Source organism: Kribbella sp. NPDC104740 (assembly GCF_055583505.1).
In genome coordinates this window covers 550,816-565,374 of the sequence record NZ_JBVJNV010000004.1, presented here as the reverse complement: position 1 = coordinate 565,374, position 14,559 = coordinate 550,816, and the positions used below count along the sequence as shown (strand labels likewise).

The 14,559-nt window shown below is 69.7% G+C and carries 19 protein-coding genes; 12 read left to right on the top strand and 7 right to left on the bottom strand.

The genetic code is table 11. The annotated features are described in order from the left end of the window. The gene (locus ACZ6Z4_RS23835; protein ID WP_465568473.1) at nt 1–1,029 is read right to left on the bottom strand and encodes a 4-hydroxy-3-methylbut-2-enyl diphosphate reductase; all 1,029 of its coding nucleotides are present in this window, start codon (nt 1,027–1,029) and stop codon (nt 1–3) included. A 158-nt stretch (nt 1,030–1,187) separates the two neighbouring features. Further along, nucleotides 1,188–1,775 (bottom strand): dihydrofolate reductase family protein, encoded by a 588-nt coding sequence (locus ACZ6Z4_RS23830; RefSeq protein ID WP_465568470.1) that lies wholly within the window; start codon nt 1,773–1,775, stop codon nt 1,188–1,190. A 64-nt stretch (nt 1,776–1,839) separates the two neighbouring features. Between ACZ6Z4_RS23830 and ACZ6Z4_RS23825 the strand changes: the two genes are divergently transcribed. Next, the gene (locus tag ACZ6Z4_RS23825) at nt 1,840–2,385 is read left to right on the top strand and encodes a TetR/AcrR family transcriptional regulator (RefSeq protein ID WP_465568466.1); all 546 of its coding nucleotides are present in this window, start codon (nt 1,840–1,842) and stop codon (nt 2,383–2,385) included. Here the strand turns inward: ACZ6Z4_RS23825 and ACZ6Z4_RS23820 are convergent. Continuing rightward, nucleotides 2,365–2,841: an HAD domain-containing protein gene (locus ACZ6Z4_RS23820; RefSeq protein ID WP_465568463.1), complete on the bottom strand. Its 477-nt coding sequence runs from the start codon at nt 2,839–2,841 to the stop codon at nt 2,365–2,367. The two genes, ACZ6Z4_RS23825 and ACZ6Z4_RS23820, sit on opposite strands and share 21 nt — an antisense overlap. Before the next feature lie 74 nt (nt 2,842–2,915). On the opposite strand from ACZ6Z4_RS23820, the gene xseA reads away from it, so the two are divergent. Genes xseA through ACZ6Z4_RS23805 form a run of 3 tightly spaced genes read left to right on the top strand, consistent with a single transcriptional unit; the run spans nt 2,916 to nt 4,887 of the window. Next, nucleotides 2,916–4,139, top strand: coding sequence for an exodeoxyribonuclease VII large subunit (gene xseA, locus ACZ6Z4_RS23815; RefSeq protein ID WP_465568460.1), 1,224 nt, complete (start codon nt 2,916–2,918; stop codon nt 4,137–4,139). Beyond that, nucleotides 4,136–4,366, top strand: coding sequence for an exodeoxyribonuclease VII small subunit (locus ACZ6Z4_RS23810; RefSeq protein ID WP_465568456.1), 231 nt, complete (start codon nt 4,136–4,138; stop codon nt 4,364–4,366). The genes xseA and ACZ6Z4_RS23810 overlap by 4 nt, the downstream gene beginning before the upstream one ends. After that, the gene (locus tag ACZ6Z4_RS23805; protein WP_465568453.1) at nt 4,363–4,887 is read left to right on the top strand and encodes a GNAT family N-acetyltransferase; all 525 of its coding nucleotides are present in this window, start codon (nt 4,363–4,365) and stop codon (nt 4,885–4,887) included. The genes ACZ6Z4_RS23810 and ACZ6Z4_RS23805 overlap by 4 nt, the downstream gene beginning before the upstream one ends. Here the strand turns inward: ACZ6Z4_RS23805 and ACZ6Z4_RS23800 are convergent. Then, nucleotides 4,862–5,569, bottom strand: coding sequence for a TetR/AcrR family transcriptional regulator (locus ACZ6Z4_RS23800; RefSeq protein WP_465568450.1), 708 nt, complete (start codon nt 5,567–5,569; stop codon nt 4,862–4,864). The two genes, ACZ6Z4_RS23805 and ACZ6Z4_RS23800, sit on opposite strands and share 26 nt — an antisense overlap. 42 nt (nt 5,570–5,611) lie before the next feature. Between ACZ6Z4_RS23800 and ACZ6Z4_RS23795 the strand changes: the two genes are divergently transcribed. Then, entirely contained in the window at nt 5,612–6,211 is a 600-nt protein-coding gene (locus tag ACZ6Z4_RS23795) for a flavodoxin family protein (RefSeq protein ID WP_465568447.1), read from the top strand. Continuing rightward, a complete protein-coding gene (locus ACZ6Z4_RS23790) occupies nt 6,211–6,531 on the top strand; it encodes a DMT family transporter (protein ID WP_465569266.1) in 321 nt (106 codons plus the stop codon). Before ACZ6Z4_RS23795 ends, ACZ6Z4_RS23790 begins: the two co-directional genes overlap by 1 nt. A gap of 7 nt (nt 6,532–6,538) precedes the next feature. Here the strand turns inward: ACZ6Z4_RS23790 and ACZ6Z4_RS23785 are convergent, their stop codons facing one another. Beyond that, nucleotides 6,539–7,186: a nucleotidyltransferase family protein gene (locus ACZ6Z4_RS23785; protein ID WP_363665334.1), complete on the bottom strand. Its 648-nt coding sequence runs from the start codon at nt 7,184–7,186 to the stop codon at nt 6,539–6,541. 141 nt (nt 7,187–7,327) lie between these two features. Beyond that, a complete protein-coding gene (locus ACZ6Z4_RS23780) occupies nt 7,328–8,038 on the bottom strand; it encodes a DUF4245 domain-containing protein (protein ID WP_465568443.1) in 711 nt (236 codons plus the stop codon). A gap of 68 nt (nt 8,039–8,106) precedes the next feature. Here ACZ6Z4_RS23780 and glpX point away from each other — a divergent pair, with 68 nt between their 5' ends. Genes glpX through ACZ6Z4_RS23760 form a run of 4 tightly spaced genes read left to right on the top strand, consistent with a single transcriptional unit; the run spans nt 8,107 to nt 11,423 of the window. Then, nucleotides 8,107–9,141, top strand: coding sequence for a class II fructose-bisphosphatase (gene glpX / locus ACZ6Z4_RS23775; protein ID WP_363665336.1), 1,035 nt, complete (start codon nt 8,107–8,109; stop codon nt 9,139–9,141). Beyond that, nucleotides 9,138–10,076 (top strand): carbohydrate kinase family protein, encoded by a 939-nt coding sequence (locus ACZ6Z4_RS23770; protein WP_465568439.1) that lies wholly within the window; start codon nt 9,138–9,140, stop codon nt 10,074–10,076. The genes glpX and ACZ6Z4_RS23770 overlap by 4 nt, the downstream gene beginning before the upstream one ends. Nucleotide 10,077: 1 nt before the next feature. Continuing rightward, nucleotides 10,078–10,563, top strand: coding sequence for a hypothetical protein (locus tag ACZ6Z4_RS23765; protein WP_465568436.1), 486 nt, complete (start codon nt 10,078–10,080; stop codon nt 10,561–10,563). A gap of 44 nt (nt 10,564–10,607) precedes the next feature. Beyond that, nucleotides 10,608–11,423: an ABC transporter ATP-binding protein gene (locus tag ACZ6Z4_RS23760; RefSeq protein WP_465568433.1), complete on the top strand. Its 816-nt coding sequence runs from the start codon at nt 10,608–10,610 to the stop codon at nt 11,421–11,423. Here ACZ6Z4_RS23760 and ACZ6Z4_RS23755 read toward each other — a convergent pair whose 3' ends face one another. Then, nucleotides 11,424–12,131, bottom strand: a complete 708-nt coding sequence (locus tag ACZ6Z4_RS23755; RefSeq protein WP_465568430.1) for a DUF1707 SHOCT-like domain-containing protein — start codon at nt 12,129–12,131, stop codon at nt 11,424–11,426. Between the two features lie 132 nt (nt 12,132–12,263). Between ACZ6Z4_RS23755 and ACZ6Z4_RS23750 the strand changes: the two genes are divergently transcribed. Both ACZ6Z4_RS23750 and ACZ6Z4_RS23745 read left to right on the top strand, forming a co-directional pair. After that, nucleotides 12,264–13,928: a fumarate hydratase gene (locus ACZ6Z4_RS23750; protein ID WP_465568427.1), complete on the top strand. Its 1,665-nt coding sequence runs from the start codon at nt 12,264–12,266 to the stop codon at nt 13,926–13,928. A gap of 99 nt (nt 13,929–14,027) precedes the next feature. Continuing rightward, a complete protein-coding gene (locus ACZ6Z4_RS23745; RefSeq protein ID WP_465568424.1) occupies nt 14,028–14,543 on the top strand; it encodes a P-loop NTPase family protein in 516 nt (171 codons plus the stop codon). The last annotated feature ends 16 nt before the right edge of the window (nt 14,544–14,559 follow it).

The window sequence follows — 14,559 nt, the reverse complement described above, 5'->3', positions numbered from 1 at the left end:
TCAGGCGTGGTCGGACGTGCCCGTCGTCGCCATGCCTGCCGCCTTCAGGTCCGTGCGGAGCTCGCGGGGGAGAGAGAACACCAGGCTCTCCTCCGCGGTGGTGACTTCCTGAACCTCGCCGTAGCCGCGGGCGGCGAGCCAGTCGATGACGTCGCGGACGAGGATTTCGGGGACGCTGGCGCCGCTGGTGACGCCGACGGAGTCGACGCCTTGGAGCCAGGTCTCGTCGATCTCGTCGGCGTAGTCGACCAGATAGCCGGCTTTGGCGCCGTGCTCGACTGCTACCTCGACGAGGCGGACGGAGTTGGAGGAGTTGCGGGAGCCCACGACGATCATCAGGTCTGCGTAGGGGGCGAGCTTCTTGACGGCGGCCTGGCGGTTCTGGGTGGCGTAGCAGATGTCGTCGCTGGGCGGGTCCTGCAGGCTCGGGAAGCGTTCGCGGAGGCGGCGGACGGTTTCCATGGTCTCGTCGACCGAGAGGGTGGTCTGGGAGAGCCAGACGACCTTCTCGGGGTCGCGGACCTCGACGTTCGGGACGTCGCCGGGGCCGTCGACGAGGTGGATGTGCTCGGGGGCCTCGCCGCTGGTGCCGATGACCTCCTCGTGGCCTTCGTGGCCGATCAGGAGGATGTCGTAGTCGGTGGCGGCGAAGCGCTTCGCCTCGTGGTGGACCTTGGTGACCAGGGGGCAGGTCGCGTCGATCGTCTTGAGCTGCCGGGCGGCCGCCTCCTGGTGCACCACGGGGGCGACACCGTGCGCGGAGAAGATGACCGTCTCGCCCTCGGGGACCTCGTCGGTCTCGTCGACGAAGATCGCGCCGCGCGCCTGCAGGGTCTGCACGACGTGCTTGTTGTGCACAATCTCCTTGCGCACGTAGACCGGCGGACCGTACAGGTCGAGCGCCTTCTCGACCGCGACCACCGCCCGGTCCACGCCCGCGCAGTACCCCCGCGGCGCGGCGAGCAGCACCCGCTTGGTCTTCACGGCTGTCGAACCACTGGTCTCAGGCTGGGCAGTCACGTCCCCCATCGTACGGGGCGCGGTCGGGCCACCCCGACGGCCGTGGCGCAGCTCACCCCGGGCCGGTGAAGTCGGGGAGCCGCCCGCCCTGTCCGGGCGGCTCCCCCTAGGAGGTGCTTCACTCCCCAGAGGATGCGCGCCGGAAAATCGTTTGCGCAAAGGCATTTTCACTCCTTCCGGTAGGTCAGCACGGCCACGCCGCTTTCGTAGACATGGTGCCCGGCCAGGCGCAGTTTCCGGACCGCGAATTCGTCGCTGTGGAAAAGCTTGACCCCGGCACCGATCACGACCGGGTTCACCTTCACCACCAGGCGGTCGATCTCCGGCCACAGCGTCGCGGCGAGCCGCCCGCCGCCGCACAGCCAGATGCCCAAACCGCTTTCCTGCTTGAGCTCCCGCACTTTTTCGACCGGGTCCGTGCTGACGAAGGAGACCGGCGGAGCGTCGTACGGCGTACTGGAGAAGACGTAGCTGCGCAGCCGCGGGTACGGGTCGGGATTGCCCAGGTCGCGGCCGAGCTCCCAGGTCCGGCGGCCCATCAGGACGGTGTCGAAGACCCTGTTCTCCGCGTCGATCCCGAGCATTTCGCGCACCACGCCGGGAACGGTTTCCGGGTACGCCGTGAGCAGCGGCTGCGAGTGGTCGCCGCTGGACAGGAAGAAGCCGCCCGGGCTCACGTCGGTCGGGTCGCCGCCCGACGGACCGGCTACGAAGCCGTCCAGGGACGACGCCACGAAGTAGGTCAGTTCTCGCATGGTGATCTCCTAACCACTCTAGATGTAGTACTCTAGGCATAGTGGTTCGAAGGAGACAAGGCTGATGCGTAGCAATCCAGAGCGCCGTACGGCGCTCGTCGACGCCGCGATCGAGGTCCTCGCTGCCGACGGCGCCCGTGGGCTGACGTTTCGTGCGGTGGACGTCGCCGCGGGCGTGCCGAACGGGACGGCGTCCAACTACTTCGCCAACCGCGACGACCTGCTGACGCAGGCGGGGCTGCGGATCCACGATCGGCTCGGGCCGGATCCGAGGGATCTCGATCAGCCTCCGTCGGAGGAGTTTCTGACAGCGCTGCTGCGGCTGTTGCGGCAGCGGCTGACGGCTGATCGGACTGGCTACCTGGCGCTGCTGGAGCTGCGGCTGGAGGCGACGCGTCGGCCGGCTCTGCAGGAGGCGCTGACCGAGCGGGTCCGCGCGAATCTGGAGGAGAACATGGCGCTCCACAGGACGCACGGGCTTCCGGGGGATCCGCTGGTGCTGTACGTCGCGATCGGGGGGTTGATGCTGGAGCAGCTCACGCTGCCGGGGGTGCTGCCGGAGGACGCGTTGGAGCAGGTCGTTCGGGGCTTACTCAGCCCAAGCTCGTAGTACGGCGAAGTCCGCGGCAGTCAGGCCCCGGCTGGCGTCGATGGGTAGTACCAACCCCTGAGACTTCAAGTAGGCCTGATCGAAGCTGTTCACCTCGTCATCAACCCACGCGAATCGCCGCTCTCCGACCCATTCGGAGATGTGACGGCTCTTCCACGAGATCTGGTCGACCCGCGAGCGGGTGCCTTCAGGCCACACGATGACCGGCAACTCGGGCAGCCCGAGCAGCGGGGCGATCAAGCGATTGGCGCCGTGTTCCCAGGACGTCGCCCACACCAGCTCGTACGACGTACTGAGCGCGTTCAACTCGACGCCGTGTTGCTGATTGAGCAGGAGTTTCCACGTTTTCTCGCCTTCGCGGATGTCATGGAAGGCGTAGCCCGGGGGAACCGACTTCGCGCGGTACGGGTTGAGCGGGCCGTCGATGTCGAGCAGCAGATAAGGGCGCGCGGGCATCAACCAACCCTACGGCGCAGCCGCCTGTGGACGGGGTGCGTGGGATTGTCGGCGCCGGGTCGTAGGGTCTGGGGGTGGCTTTGGACACCTCGCCGGACGCGCCGGCTGCTGTGCGGACGATCGCGAACGGGATCGCCAGCTGGATCAACCAGCTCGGCGCCGTTTGGGTCGAGGGGCAGCTGACGGACGTCTCGATCGGGCGCGGGACGACCACCGTGTTCGGGACGTTGCGCGACACCGATGCCGACATCTCGTTGCGTTTCACCTGTAACCGCAGGGTTTTCGAGGCCGTCGACCCGCCGGTCAGCGACGGCGCGCGGGTCGTCGTGAACGCCAAGCCCAACTTCTTCGCCCGCCGCGGCACGCTCGCGCTGGCGGTGAGCGAGATCCGGCACGTCGGGATCGGCGAGCTGCTGGCCCGGATCGAGCGCCTCAAACAACTGCTCGGCGCGGAGGGGCTGTTCGCCGCGCACCGCAAGAAACGGTTGCCGTTCCTGCCGCACACGATCGGGCTGATCTGCGGTCGTGACTCGGCCGCCGAGCGGGACGTGCTGGAGAACGCGAAGCGGCGTTGGCCCGCGGTCGCGTTCCGGATCGAGCACGCGTCGGTGCAGGGTCCGAGCGCGGCCGGCGAGGTGATGACCGCGCTGCGCAAGCTGGACGCGGACGCCTCGGTCGAGGTGATCGTGATCGCGCGCGGTGGCGGTTCGCTGGAGGACCTGCTGCCGTTCTCCGACGAGGGCCTGATCCGCGCGGTGTCGCAGGCGAAGACGCCGGTGGTCAGCGCGATCGGCCACGAGCCGGACTCGCCACTGCTCGACCTGGTCGCCGATCTGCGCGCGTCGACGCCGACCGACGCGGCGAAGCGGATCGTTCCCGACGTACGGGAGGAGCTGGACGGCGTACGGATGCTTCGCGATCGCGGGCTGCGCGCGATCACCAGCTGGCTGGATCGGGAGGCGCATGCGCTGGCGTCTCTTCGCAGTCGACCGGCGCTCGCTTCGCCTGCGACGGATCTCGATCGGCGCTCGGAGGAGATCACGATGCTGGTCGAGCGCAACCGGCGTACGCTGCTGCACCGGCTCGACCGGGCCGGCGACGATCTTGCGCACCGGCTGGCGAGCGTGCGCGCCCTGTCCCCCAAGGCGACTCTGGAACGCGGGTACTCCGTGCTCCAGCTCGCCGACGGCACCGCAGTCCGCCAGCTCGACCAGGTCACCGCGGGTGACACCCTGCACGCCCGCGTCACCGACGGCCGATTCGACGTCGAAGTCACCAGCAAGGAGACCAGCAAGTGAGCGACACCCGACCGGACATCTCCTACGAGCAGGCCCGCGAGGAACTGGTCGAAGTGGTCCGCAAGCTCGAAGCCGGCGGTACGACGCTCGAGGAGTCGCTCGCGCTGTGGGAGCGGGGCGAGGAGCTCGCCACGACGTGCCACCAGTGGTTGGAGGGGGCGCGGACGCGGTTGGCCGAAGCGCAGGCTGCTCACACAGGTGACGAGGCGAAGAAGAAGTCTGATTGAGGGTTCGGGCCGCGCTCGACGGTGACTTGCTGGGTGCCGCTGAGGCCCGGATCGCTAGCTGGCGTGCGGCTTTCACCGGGTTGGTGCCGCAGGAGTTTCTGGACGCGATGGATGCGGAGGCGATCGCGGCGGGCTGGCGAGAGAGTGTTGCGGCCGGGCGTTCGCGCTTGTACGTCGCTGAGGTCGGCGGAATCAACTGGGGCCGTGAGGACGGCGGCCGGATCGTCGGGTACGCCGGGGTCGGGCCTGAGCGTGATGGCTCGAACGCCGGGGAGCTGTACGCGCTCTTCGTGCACCCGGATGCCTGGGGAAGCGGTGTCGCCACGGCGCTCGCCGATGCGGCGGTCGACGATCTGCGCACCCGCGGGCACGAGCGGGTGAACCTCTGGGTGCTCGAAGCCAACGAGCGGGCTCGGGCGTTCTACCGGCGGTACGGGTTCACGGAGACCTCCGATCGCACGCACTCGTCGCTCAACGACCTGCCCGAGCTGCGGCTCACGAAGGGGCTAACAGCGCGCTGATCAGCGACGCCAGGCCTGAGCGCAGGCGGTCGAGCTCGAAGCCTTCCGAGCGCAGCGCCTGGTGGAGGTCGGCCGCGAGTGGCGCCAGTACGGCGTGGGCGACGTACGCCGCGTCGAGGTCGGGCCGCGCCTCCTCGACGAGCAGCGTGATGTGGCGGTGCCACAGCCAGTACGAGCCGATGCGGTAGCGGGCGCCGTCCGAGGCGTTCTCGCTGTCGATGAACAGCTCGACGTGGCGGTCGAGCAGCTCCAGGTAGGCGTCGGTGAAGGCGCGGATGCGGTCGACCGGCGGAGCGCCTGGGCCGAGCGGCGGCGGGCCGGAGAGGATTCGCGCCTGAAGCTCCCGTTCGCGTTCGTCCAGCAGGGCGACCGCGAGCCCGGCGCGGTCACCGAAGCGACGGAAGACCGTGCCCTTGCCGACGCCTGCTTCGGCGGCGATCGCGTCGAGGGAGACGTTCTTCACGCCGTGCTCGGCGAACAGCCGGTCGGCGGCCTCGAGGACCTTCAGCCGGTTCCGGCGGGCGTCAGCACGTTCCGGGCGGGCTTCGCCCACGACAGGCAGCGATCGGTCGCGCCGTTCGCTCGGCGATCGGTCCAGCGCCTCGCTCGGCGACGGGTCGCCCGCACCCGTCGACGCCTGCGGGCGTTGTGAAACGGACTGCGGTCCGGTACTGTCGTCCATAAGACGGACTGTAGTCCGATTAGCCTTCCGGAGGTAGTCACCATGCCCACCACCCCTGCCCGAATCGCCGTCGCGTACCACTCCGGCTACGGCCACACCGCCCGTCAGGCCGAGGCCGTCGCGGCCGGCGCCGCCGCCGTACCGGGTACGGTCGCGGAGCTCGTCCCGCTCGACGAGCTCACCGACGAGCTCTGGGCGCGGCTCGCGGCCGCCGACGCGATCATCTTCGGCGCGCCCACCTACATGGGCAGCCCGAGCGCCGTCTTCAAGGCGTTCGCCGAGGCCAGCGCCGACGTCTGGGCCGACAACCTCGGCTGGCACGACAAGATCGCCGCCGGGTTCACCAACTCCAAGGCCATGTCCGGCGACAAGCTCAACAGCCTGGTCGACTTCGCCGTCCTGGCCGCGCAGCACGGCATGATCTGGGTCGGCCTCGACGTCTACCCGGGCTGGTCGAAGTCGACCGCCAGCATCGAGGACCTGAACCGCCTCGGCAGCTGGCTCGGCGCGATGGCGCAGTCCGACTCGGACCTGTCGGCCGAGAAGGCGCCGCCGGAGACCGATCTGCGGACCGCCGCCGCGCTCGGCAGCCGGGTCGCGACCGTCACCTTGCGCCACCTGCGCGGCTCGCTGGCGGCGTGATGGCCTGGATCATCCTGCTGGCCGCGGCCGTGTTCGAGATCGCGTTCGCGCTCAGCCTCAAACCCAGCGAAGGGTTCAGCCGGCTCTGGCCGACGGTCGCGGTGCTCGCCTTCGGCATCACGTCGGTGGTGCTGCTCGCGAAGACCCTCGACCGGCTTCCGGTCGGTACGGCGTACGCCGTGTGGACGGGGATCGGATCAGCCGGCGTGGTGATCCTCGGCATCGTGCTCTTCCACGAGCCGCTCACGCTGACCCGGCTGGCCTGCATCGCGTTGATCCTGATCGGCGTCCTGGGCCTGCGGCTCTCGGGAAGCCACTGACCAACGGTCAGTTGTTCGTGCGGGTGTGGCTCGGGCGGCGCGAACGGGTGGTGAGGCGCGGCGGTGGGACGACCGGGTCGGGCGTGTAGTGGCCGACCAGGGTCTGGTAGTCGTCCCAGGTGTCGACGGTCAGCGGAACGTTGCCGATGGCATCTACATCGGTGACCGGGTGCGGGCCGGACTCGATCAGCGGCCAGAGGTCCTGGTCGCTGCGCAGGGAGCGGAGCGAGCCGAAGGTTTCGCGGCCGAACCAGCACGGGTAGCCGCGGCCGTCGTCGTACCGGGTGACGCCGATCGGGGTCGCGGCCTCGGCGACCAGGGACCAGACGGCGGCCGAGGTGACGTCGGGCTGGTCGCCGCGGAGCACGACCAGGCCGTCGGTACGGCGGTCGACCGCGTCGAGCGCGGGCACGATGGACGAGCTTCCGGTGTCGGCGTGAGGAGTGTCGACAACGCGGACGCCGTCCAGGTCGATCCGGTCGCGGATCTGACCGGCCGCCGTACCGAGGGTCAGCACCAGCTGGTCGAAACCGCACTCCCGCGCGGTGTCGAGGGAGGCACCGAGCAGCGTCTCACCGCGGTAGGCCAGCAGTTGCCGGGGCACACCGAGCTGCGGTGATCCTTCGGCCGCGAGCACGAGTCCGGTGACGAACATGGCGCATCAACCCCCGACCTGGACCGTGAGGTTCACACCAGGCTCCTTCGCCGTCTCCCGATCCTCGATCGAACCGCGAACGCGAACAACCTGTCAACAGCTGCACAAGTTCAAGCCTGCAAGGGGAAACCGCGGACGGCGTCAGCGCAGCGTTGCAGCAAACGTTTCAAGGGCGGGGTATCCGGCGTTGCCGACCACGATCGTGGTGACGCCGGAACCGACCAGCACCAGCGCGTGCTCGTCCTTGCGCTCCAGCAGCGTCTTGCGCTGCCAGACCACGCCGCCGACCGTCGACGTCCCGTCGTCCTCGGTCTTGCCGAGCTCCTCGTTCTGGTACCGGGGCGCGGTCTGGTTCGACTGCTCGAGGCCGACGTACTTCTTGTCGTTGGTGACCGTGCCGAGGTGCCAGGTGATCGGGCTCTGCTCCGGCGCGCGGAACTCGACGTTCGTCGCCGTCCAGCCCTCGGGCATCGGCTCGGGACCGCGGATCCAGGAGGCCGTGGCGCGGGCGTCGGCCAGTTGCTCGGTGTACGGGACGGCGCGGACCTTCTCCTCCTTCGGGCGCCAGGTCACCGTCATCAGGAACGCGACGACGACGAAGGTCGCGAGGAGGGCCCAGAACATGTTCGTCAGGGTGCGGGCCTTCGCGCGGTTGGCGCGGTCCTGGGTGCGGAACTCGATCGCCTCGGCGCGGGCCCGGGCCTTCTCCCGATCGGCTGCCGACAGCGGAGCTGAGCCGGCGTCCGTCGTACGCCGGTCTGCCGCGTCCGCAGCGGCCTCGTTCGGCTGCTGGGAAGCGTTCTCCTCGGCGGTGACGTCGGGGGGCGTCGGCTCGTGACCTGTCGGGCTCATGGCACCAGTGTCTCGCGCGGCCGATCTCGCTCGTTCACCCCCGTCGGGCGTTGGCTACGATCCGTGGCATGAGCGACCCCAGCACACCACCCGCCCATCTCGAGGTCGACGAGCACGCACCCGACCGGAACCTGGCCCTGGAGCTGGTCCGCGTCACCGAGGCCGCCGCGATGGCGGCCGGCCGCTGGGTCGGCCGCGGCGACAAGAACGGCGCCGATGGCGCCGCGGTGAACGCGATGCGCACGCTGATCGGCACCGTCGGGATGAACGGCGTCGTGGTGATCGGCGAGGGCGAGAAGGACAACGCCCCGATGCTCTACAACGGCGAGCGGGTCGGCGCCGGCGACGGGCCCGAGTGCGACGTCGCGGTCGACCCGGTGGACGGGACGACGCTGGTCGCGAAGGGGATGGCCAACGGGATCGCCGTGATGGCGGTCTCACCGCGCAACACGATGTACGACCCGTCCGCGGTGTTCTACATGGAGAAGCTGGTGGTCGGCCCGGAGGCCGCCGACCACGTCGACATCCGGCTGCCCGTCGCGGAGAACATCCGCCGGGTCGCGAAGGCCAAGGGCTCCAGCGTCGACGACGTCACCGTCGTACTGCTCGACCGGCCGCGGCACGACGCGCTGGCCGCGGAGATCCGCGCCACCGGCGCCCGGATCAAGTTCATCAGCGACGGCGACGTCGCGGGCGCCGTCGAGGCCGCGCGGCCGGACACCGGGCTCGACATGCTGGTCGGCATCGGCGGTACGCCGGAGGGCATCATCGCGGCCTGCGCGATGAAGTGCCTCGGCGGGCTGATCCAGGGCCGGCTCTGGCCGCGCGACGACGCCGAGCGGCAGAAGGCGCTCGACGCCGGGCATGATCTCGACCGGGTGCTCAGCACCGACGACCTGGTCGGCGGTGACGACTGCTTCTTCGTCGCGACCGGCATCACCGACGGCGAGCTGCTCCGCGGAGTCCGGTACGGCGGCTCGACAGCCCGCACTCATTCGCTGGTGATGCGCTCGCGCAGCGGGACGATCCGCAGCATCGAGAGCGTGCACCAGCTCGAAAAGCTGCGTGCGTACTCGGCGATCGACTTCGAGCACGCCCGGTGACGGCGCCGGTCCTCGTGATCGGCGAGGCACTTGTGGACATCGTCGGGAACGGGAAGAAGAACGGATCCAAGAACGGGACGAAGGCGACGCCGGGTGGGTCGCCGGCGAACGTCGCAGTCGGGCTGGCGCGGCTCGGGGTTTCGACCGAGCTGGTGACGCGGTTCGGGACGGACCCGTACGGCGATCAGCTGGGCGCGCACCTGTTCGGGAACGGCGTGCAGCTCGCGCCGGGGTCGGTCGACCCGGGCTTCCGGACCAGTACGGCGACCGCGACGCTGGACGCCGCGGGTGTCGCGAAGTACCAGTTCGACATCAGCTGGGAGCCGCCGGCGCTGAAGCTCAACCGGGGCTGCCCGGCCGTGCACACCGGCTCGATCGCGACCGTGCTGGAGCCGGGCGCCGACGCGATCCGGTCGTTCCTCACCGGGCTCGCGGACAAGCCGGTGACGGTGACGCTCGACCCGAACGCGCGGCCGACGATCACGCCCGACCCGGTGAGCACCTGGGCCGCCGTACGGACGCTGGCGGGGCTGTCTGACCTGGTGAAGCTCAGCGACGAGGACTGCGAGTTCCTGCGCCCTGGGTCGACGCCGGACGAGATAGCCGCTGAGCTGCTGTCGGTGGACCGCACCAAGTGCGTGGTGATCACCAGGGGTGGCGACGGCGCGATCGGTGTGACCAGGTCCGGCCGGGTCGAGGTGGCGGCGCCGGAGATCGAGGTGGTCGACACTGTCGGCGCTGGGGACTCCTTCATGTCAGCACTCATCGCTGGGCTGCAGGCGCGCGGGCTGCTCGGTGAGAGCCGGCTGGAAGGGCTGGACGAGGAGGGGCTGCACGCGGTCGTCGATTACGCGGTGAAGGCTGCTGCCATCACCTGTACGCGGCACGGCGCTGATCCGCCCACTGCAGCCGAGCACACGGCGTACTGGGGCTGACGTGAGTACGGCGAGCTGGTCGGCCGAGCTGGCAGCGTCGGGGCGGGTGGTGTTCCCGCCCAGGCGCAACCGGCTACTGGTCCGGCTCGCCCTGTTCGGGCTGCTGATGCTCAGCTCCCTCTGGTCGAACATCGACCACCTGCGCCAGGACGACGTCGCAGGCGCCCTCGGCATCCTGCGGGTGACCGCGCTGCTCGCCTTCGTGTACGGCGTGGGCCTGACGAGCTGGCAGCTGGCGACGCGGCGCCCCGAGGTCACCGTCGACTCCCGCGGGATCCAGCTCGGGCGGTCGGACCGCGGGCTGCTCCCCTGGCACCAGATCGGCCGGATCAACGACCCGAGCGGCTTCCCGGGGCTGCGGTCGATCCAGATCCACCCGACCGGGACGCGGTCCGGCTCGCTCGGGATCCCGCAGGACAACGCCGACGACCTCGGCGAACTGGCCGGCTGGCTGCGCACCGTGCACGCGGACAAGCTCACCCCCTGAGACCGGTGTCCCGCAGTTTGGGCGCAGGGGTTAACGTCGGGTAAGTGCCGAACGATCAGCTGTCGCCGTCCGTGCTCGACCTGCAGTCCGTGAGTCTGGTCCGGAGCGGGAAATCGCTGCTGCAGGATGTGTCGCTCACCGTCCGCGAGGGCGAGCGCTGGGCGCTGCTCGGCGCGAACGGCGCCGGGAAGAGCACGCTGCTGAAGCTCTGCGGCGCGACGGAGCACCCGACGCGTGGGACGGTCGAGGTGCTCGGGCGGCGGCTCGGGACGGTCGACATCCGGGAGCTGCGGGAGCGGATCGGGCACGTGGACCCGCGGCACCCGCTGCGCTCGCCGTTGACGATCGAGCAGGTCGTGCTGACCGGGATCACCGGGACGATCGAGCTGATGCCGCGCTGGCAGCCGACCGCCGGCCAGCTGAAGCGGGTCGCTGAGCTGGTCGAGCTGCTGGGGATCGCTCAACGCGCGAAGGATCCGTGGACGACGTTGTCGCAGGGCGAACGCGGGCGGGCGCTGATCGCGCGGGCGATGGTCGCCGAGCCGCGGTTGCTGCTGCTCGACGAGCCGTCGACCGGACTCGATGTCGCGGCGAGGGAGCAGCTGCTCGACACGATCGATCTGGTGCACGCTTCGCAACCGACGTTGTCGTCGATCCTGGTCACGCACCACCTGGAGGAGCTGCCGTCGTCGACCACGCACGCGGCGTTGCTGCGGGGTGGGCGGGTGCAGGCCGCCGGGCGGGCGGCCGACGTACTGACGTCAGAGCTGGTGTCGGCGTGCTTCGATCACCCGATCGAGATCCATCGCACCGGGGACCGCTGGGCGGCCCACTCGGGGCGGCTCACCGCTGCTCGCTGATCAGTGCAGCCGCAGGCGCTTGCTGAGTCTCGGCCCGCGCTTGACCTTGATGTCCCCGAGGATCGCGGTGCCGCGGATGTGGAACGTCTTCGGCGGCGTGGTCGGCGCGTCCACGACGCCGCCGATACCGGCCTCCTGCTCGCTGACCGAGCCGAGGATCGGGTTGCTGTCCAGGTGCACGATCGCGTTCTGCGGAACCCGGATCTTCACGTCGGCCAGGATCGACTTCACGTCGATGTACATCACGTCGTGCGCCATCTGCGCCTCGGTGAAGTCGAGCGTCACGTCGCCGAGGACCGCGTTGACCTCCTGACGCTGCGGGACGATCCAGGCGCCGGTCTTCTTCGAGTCCGACAGGAAGACGTTGATCACCGGGACGGTCTCGTTGGTGTACTGCGGGACGTACGACTGGCCGGCGTACTGCGGCGTCGCGCGCTGCTGGTCCCGCGGGGCGACCAGGCCGTTCGGCAGGTCGGTGGTGATCTCGACCAGTTCGCCGTACGTCTTCGCGCCGTACACCGTCTCCAGGCGTTCCTCCAGCTCGGTGTAGCTCAGCCGGCCCTCCCCCGCGGACTCCCGGAGCAGCTCGGCGACGTTCTCGCGTTCCAGGTCGGAGACCCGTCGGCGCAGCGCGAGCTCGTCCCCGGTCGGCTGCGCCGGCGCGGGCGCGTCCTGCGGGCGGTCCTGAGATGCTTCGTCCTGAGCCACAGGAAAAGATTACGCGCGCACCGGTTCCCCCGAACAGGAGTTACTTCCCTTAGGCAACCCTGACCCCACCCCTGAGGAATGTCGCTCTTAGGCTTGGGGGATCTCAGACCACCTGCCAGGAGGTACGCCCGCGTGTCCGCCGATTTCAGCTACTCCGACTTGCTCCCGCTCGGCCAGGACGACACGGAGTACCGGCTCCTCACCAGCGACGGGGTCAGCACGTTCACCTCGGGTGGGCGGACCTTCCTGCAGGTCGAGCCCGAGGTGCTGCAGCAGCTCACCGCCGAGGCGATGCACGACATCTCGCACTACCTACGGACCGCGCACCTGAGCCAGCTACGCCGGATCATCGACGACCCCGAAGCCTCCGGGAACGACCGCTTCGTCGCGCTCGACCTGCTCAAGAACGCGAACATCTCGGCCGGCGGCGTGCTGCCGATGTGCCAGGACACCGGCACCGCGATCGTGATGGGCAAGAAGTCCGAGGGCGTGCTGACCGGCGCGGTCGACGAGGAGTGGATCAGCCGCGGCGTGTACGACGCCTACACCAAGCTCAACCTGCGCTACTCGCAGATGGCGCCGCTGACCATGTGGGACGAGAAGAACACCGGCTCCAACCTGCCCGCGCAGATCGAGCTGTACTCGACGCCGGGGACCGGCGACCCGGCGTACAAGTTCCTGTTCATGGCCAAGGGCGGCGGCTCGGCGAACAAGTCGTTCCTGTTCCAGGAGACCAAGGCGGTGCTCAACCCGGCCGGGATGATGAAGTTCCTGGACGAGAAGATCCGCTCACTCGGTACGGCGGCCTGCCCGCCGTACCACCTGGCGATCGTCGTCGGCGGTACGTCGGCGGAGTACGCGCTGAAGACCGCGAAGTACGCCTCCGCGCACTACCTGGACGCCCTGCCGACCACCGGCTCGCCGCTCGGGCACGGGTTCCGCGACGTCGAGCTGGAGGAGGAGGTCTTCAAGCTCACCCAGCAGTTCGGGATCGGCGCGCAGTTCGGCGGCAAGTACTTCTGCCACGACGTCCGCGTGATCCGGCTGCCCCGGCACGGCGCGTCCTGCCCGGTCGCGATCGCGGTCTCCTGCTCGGCCGACCGGCAGGCGCTGGCCAAGATCACGCCCGAGGGCGTCTTCCTGGAGCAGCTCGAGCGCGACCCGGCGCGCTTCCTGCCCGACACCACCGACGCGCACCTCGACGACGCGGCGGACGTCGTACGGATCGATCTGAATCGGCCGATGAGCGAGATCCGCGCTGAGCTCTCGAAGCTGCCGGTGAAGACCCGGCTGTCGCTGAACGGGCCGCTGGTGGTGGCGCGCGACATCGCGCACGCGAAGATCAAGGAGCGGCTGGACGCCGGCGAGCCGATGCCGTCGTACCTGCAGGATCACGCGGTGTACTACGCCGGACCGGCCAAGACGCCCGAGGGCTATGCGTCGGGATCGTTCGGACCGACGACGGCTGGGCGGATGGACGCGTACGTCGACCAGTTCCAGGCGGCCGGCGGATCCTTCGTGATGCTTGCCAAGGGCAACCGTTCGGCGAAGGTGACGGCGGCGTGCAAGGAGCACGGCGGGTTCTACCTCGGGTCAATCGGTGGGCCGGCGGCGCGGCTGGCGCAGGACTGCATCAAGTCGGTCGACGTGCTCGAGTATGCCGAGCTGGGGATGGAAGCGGTGTGGAAGATCGAGGTCGAGGACTTCCCGGCGTTCGTGGTGGTGGATGACAAGGGCAACGACTTCTTCACGGAGACGGCGAAGCCGGTCCCGCTGACGGTGCGTCCGCGCAGCTGACGTGCGGTTCGGCGTACAGGCGACTGAAGCCGGGGCGCAGGCGATCGAAACCGGGCAGACGATCGAAGCCGGGTTTGGTCGACCGGAGTCGGTGTGCAGGTGACCGGAACCGCCGGGCGGGCGCTGCTCCTGACTGGCGGTGAGGGCGCGGGGAAGACGTCGCTCGGGCAGGCGATCGGTGGTCTGTTGACCGCCCGGTCGCTGCCCGTCGCCGTCGTGGATCTCGACGCGCTGGCGCAGTTCGGCGGCGGTGCGCCAGTACACGGGGAGCTGCGGCGGCGGAACCTCGCCTCGATGTGGACCAACTACCGGGACCTCGGCGCCCAGTACGTCGTGGTGTCGGGAGTCGTCGAGACCGCCGCGGAGGTGACGGCGTACGGCGAAGCGCTGGTGGGGTGCGACCTGCAGGTCGCGCGGGTCGCGACGCCAGTGGAGCTGGTCGAGCAACGGACGGCGGGGATGGTACGGGGATTCGGCTGGGATCCCGCGAACGCGCCGGCGTCGTACGAGCGCGCCCGGCGGGCGGCATTGGAAGACTTTGCCGTGAGCAACGATCGCTCGCTCGACGAGACCGCTCGGGAGATCGTGGCACGGGCGGGCTGGCTGTGGGATTGACCGGTTGCGGGACGGC

Coding starts and splice junctions, on each gene's coding strand:
- ACZ6Z4_RS23835 (WP_465568473.1), bottom strand. CDS start 1,029: ATGGGGGACGTGACTGCCCAGCCTGAGACCAGTGGTTCGACAGCCGTG.
- ACZ6Z4_RS23830 (WP_465568470.1), bottom strand. CDS start 1,775: ATGCGAGAACTGACCTACTTCGTGGCGTCGTCCCTGGACGGCTTCGTA.
- ACZ6Z4_RS23825 (WP_465568466.1), top strand. CDS start 1,840: ATGCGTAGCAATCCAGAGCGCCGTACGGCGCTCGTCGACGCCGCGATC.
- ACZ6Z4_RS23820 (WP_465568463.1), bottom strand. CDS start 2,841: ATGCCCGCGCGCCCTTATCTGCTGCTCGACATCGACGGCCCGCTCAAC.
- ACZ6Z4_RS23800 (WP_465568450.1), bottom strand. CDS start 5,569: ATGGACGACAGTACCGGACCGCAGTCCGTTTCACAACGCCCGCAGGCG.
- ACZ6Z4_RS23795 (WP_465568447.1), top strand. CDS start 5,612: ATGCCCACCACCCCTGCCCGAATCGCCGTCGCGTACCACTCCGGCTAC.
- ACZ6Z4_RS23790 (WP_465569266.1), top strand. CDS start 6,211: ATGGCCTGGATCATCCTGCTGGCCGCGGCCGTGTTCGAGATCGCGTTC.
- ACZ6Z4_RS23785 (WP_363665334.1), bottom strand. CDS start 7,186: ATGTTCGTCACCGGACTCGTGCTCGCGGCCGAAGGATCACCGCAGCTC.
- ACZ6Z4_RS23780 (WP_465568443.1), bottom strand. CDS start 8,038: ATGAGCCCGACAGGTCACGAGCCGACGCCCCCCGACGTCACCGCCGAG.
- glpX (WP_363665336.1), top strand. CDS start 8,107: ATGAGCGACCCCAGCACACCACCCGCCCATCTCGAGGTCGACGAGCAC.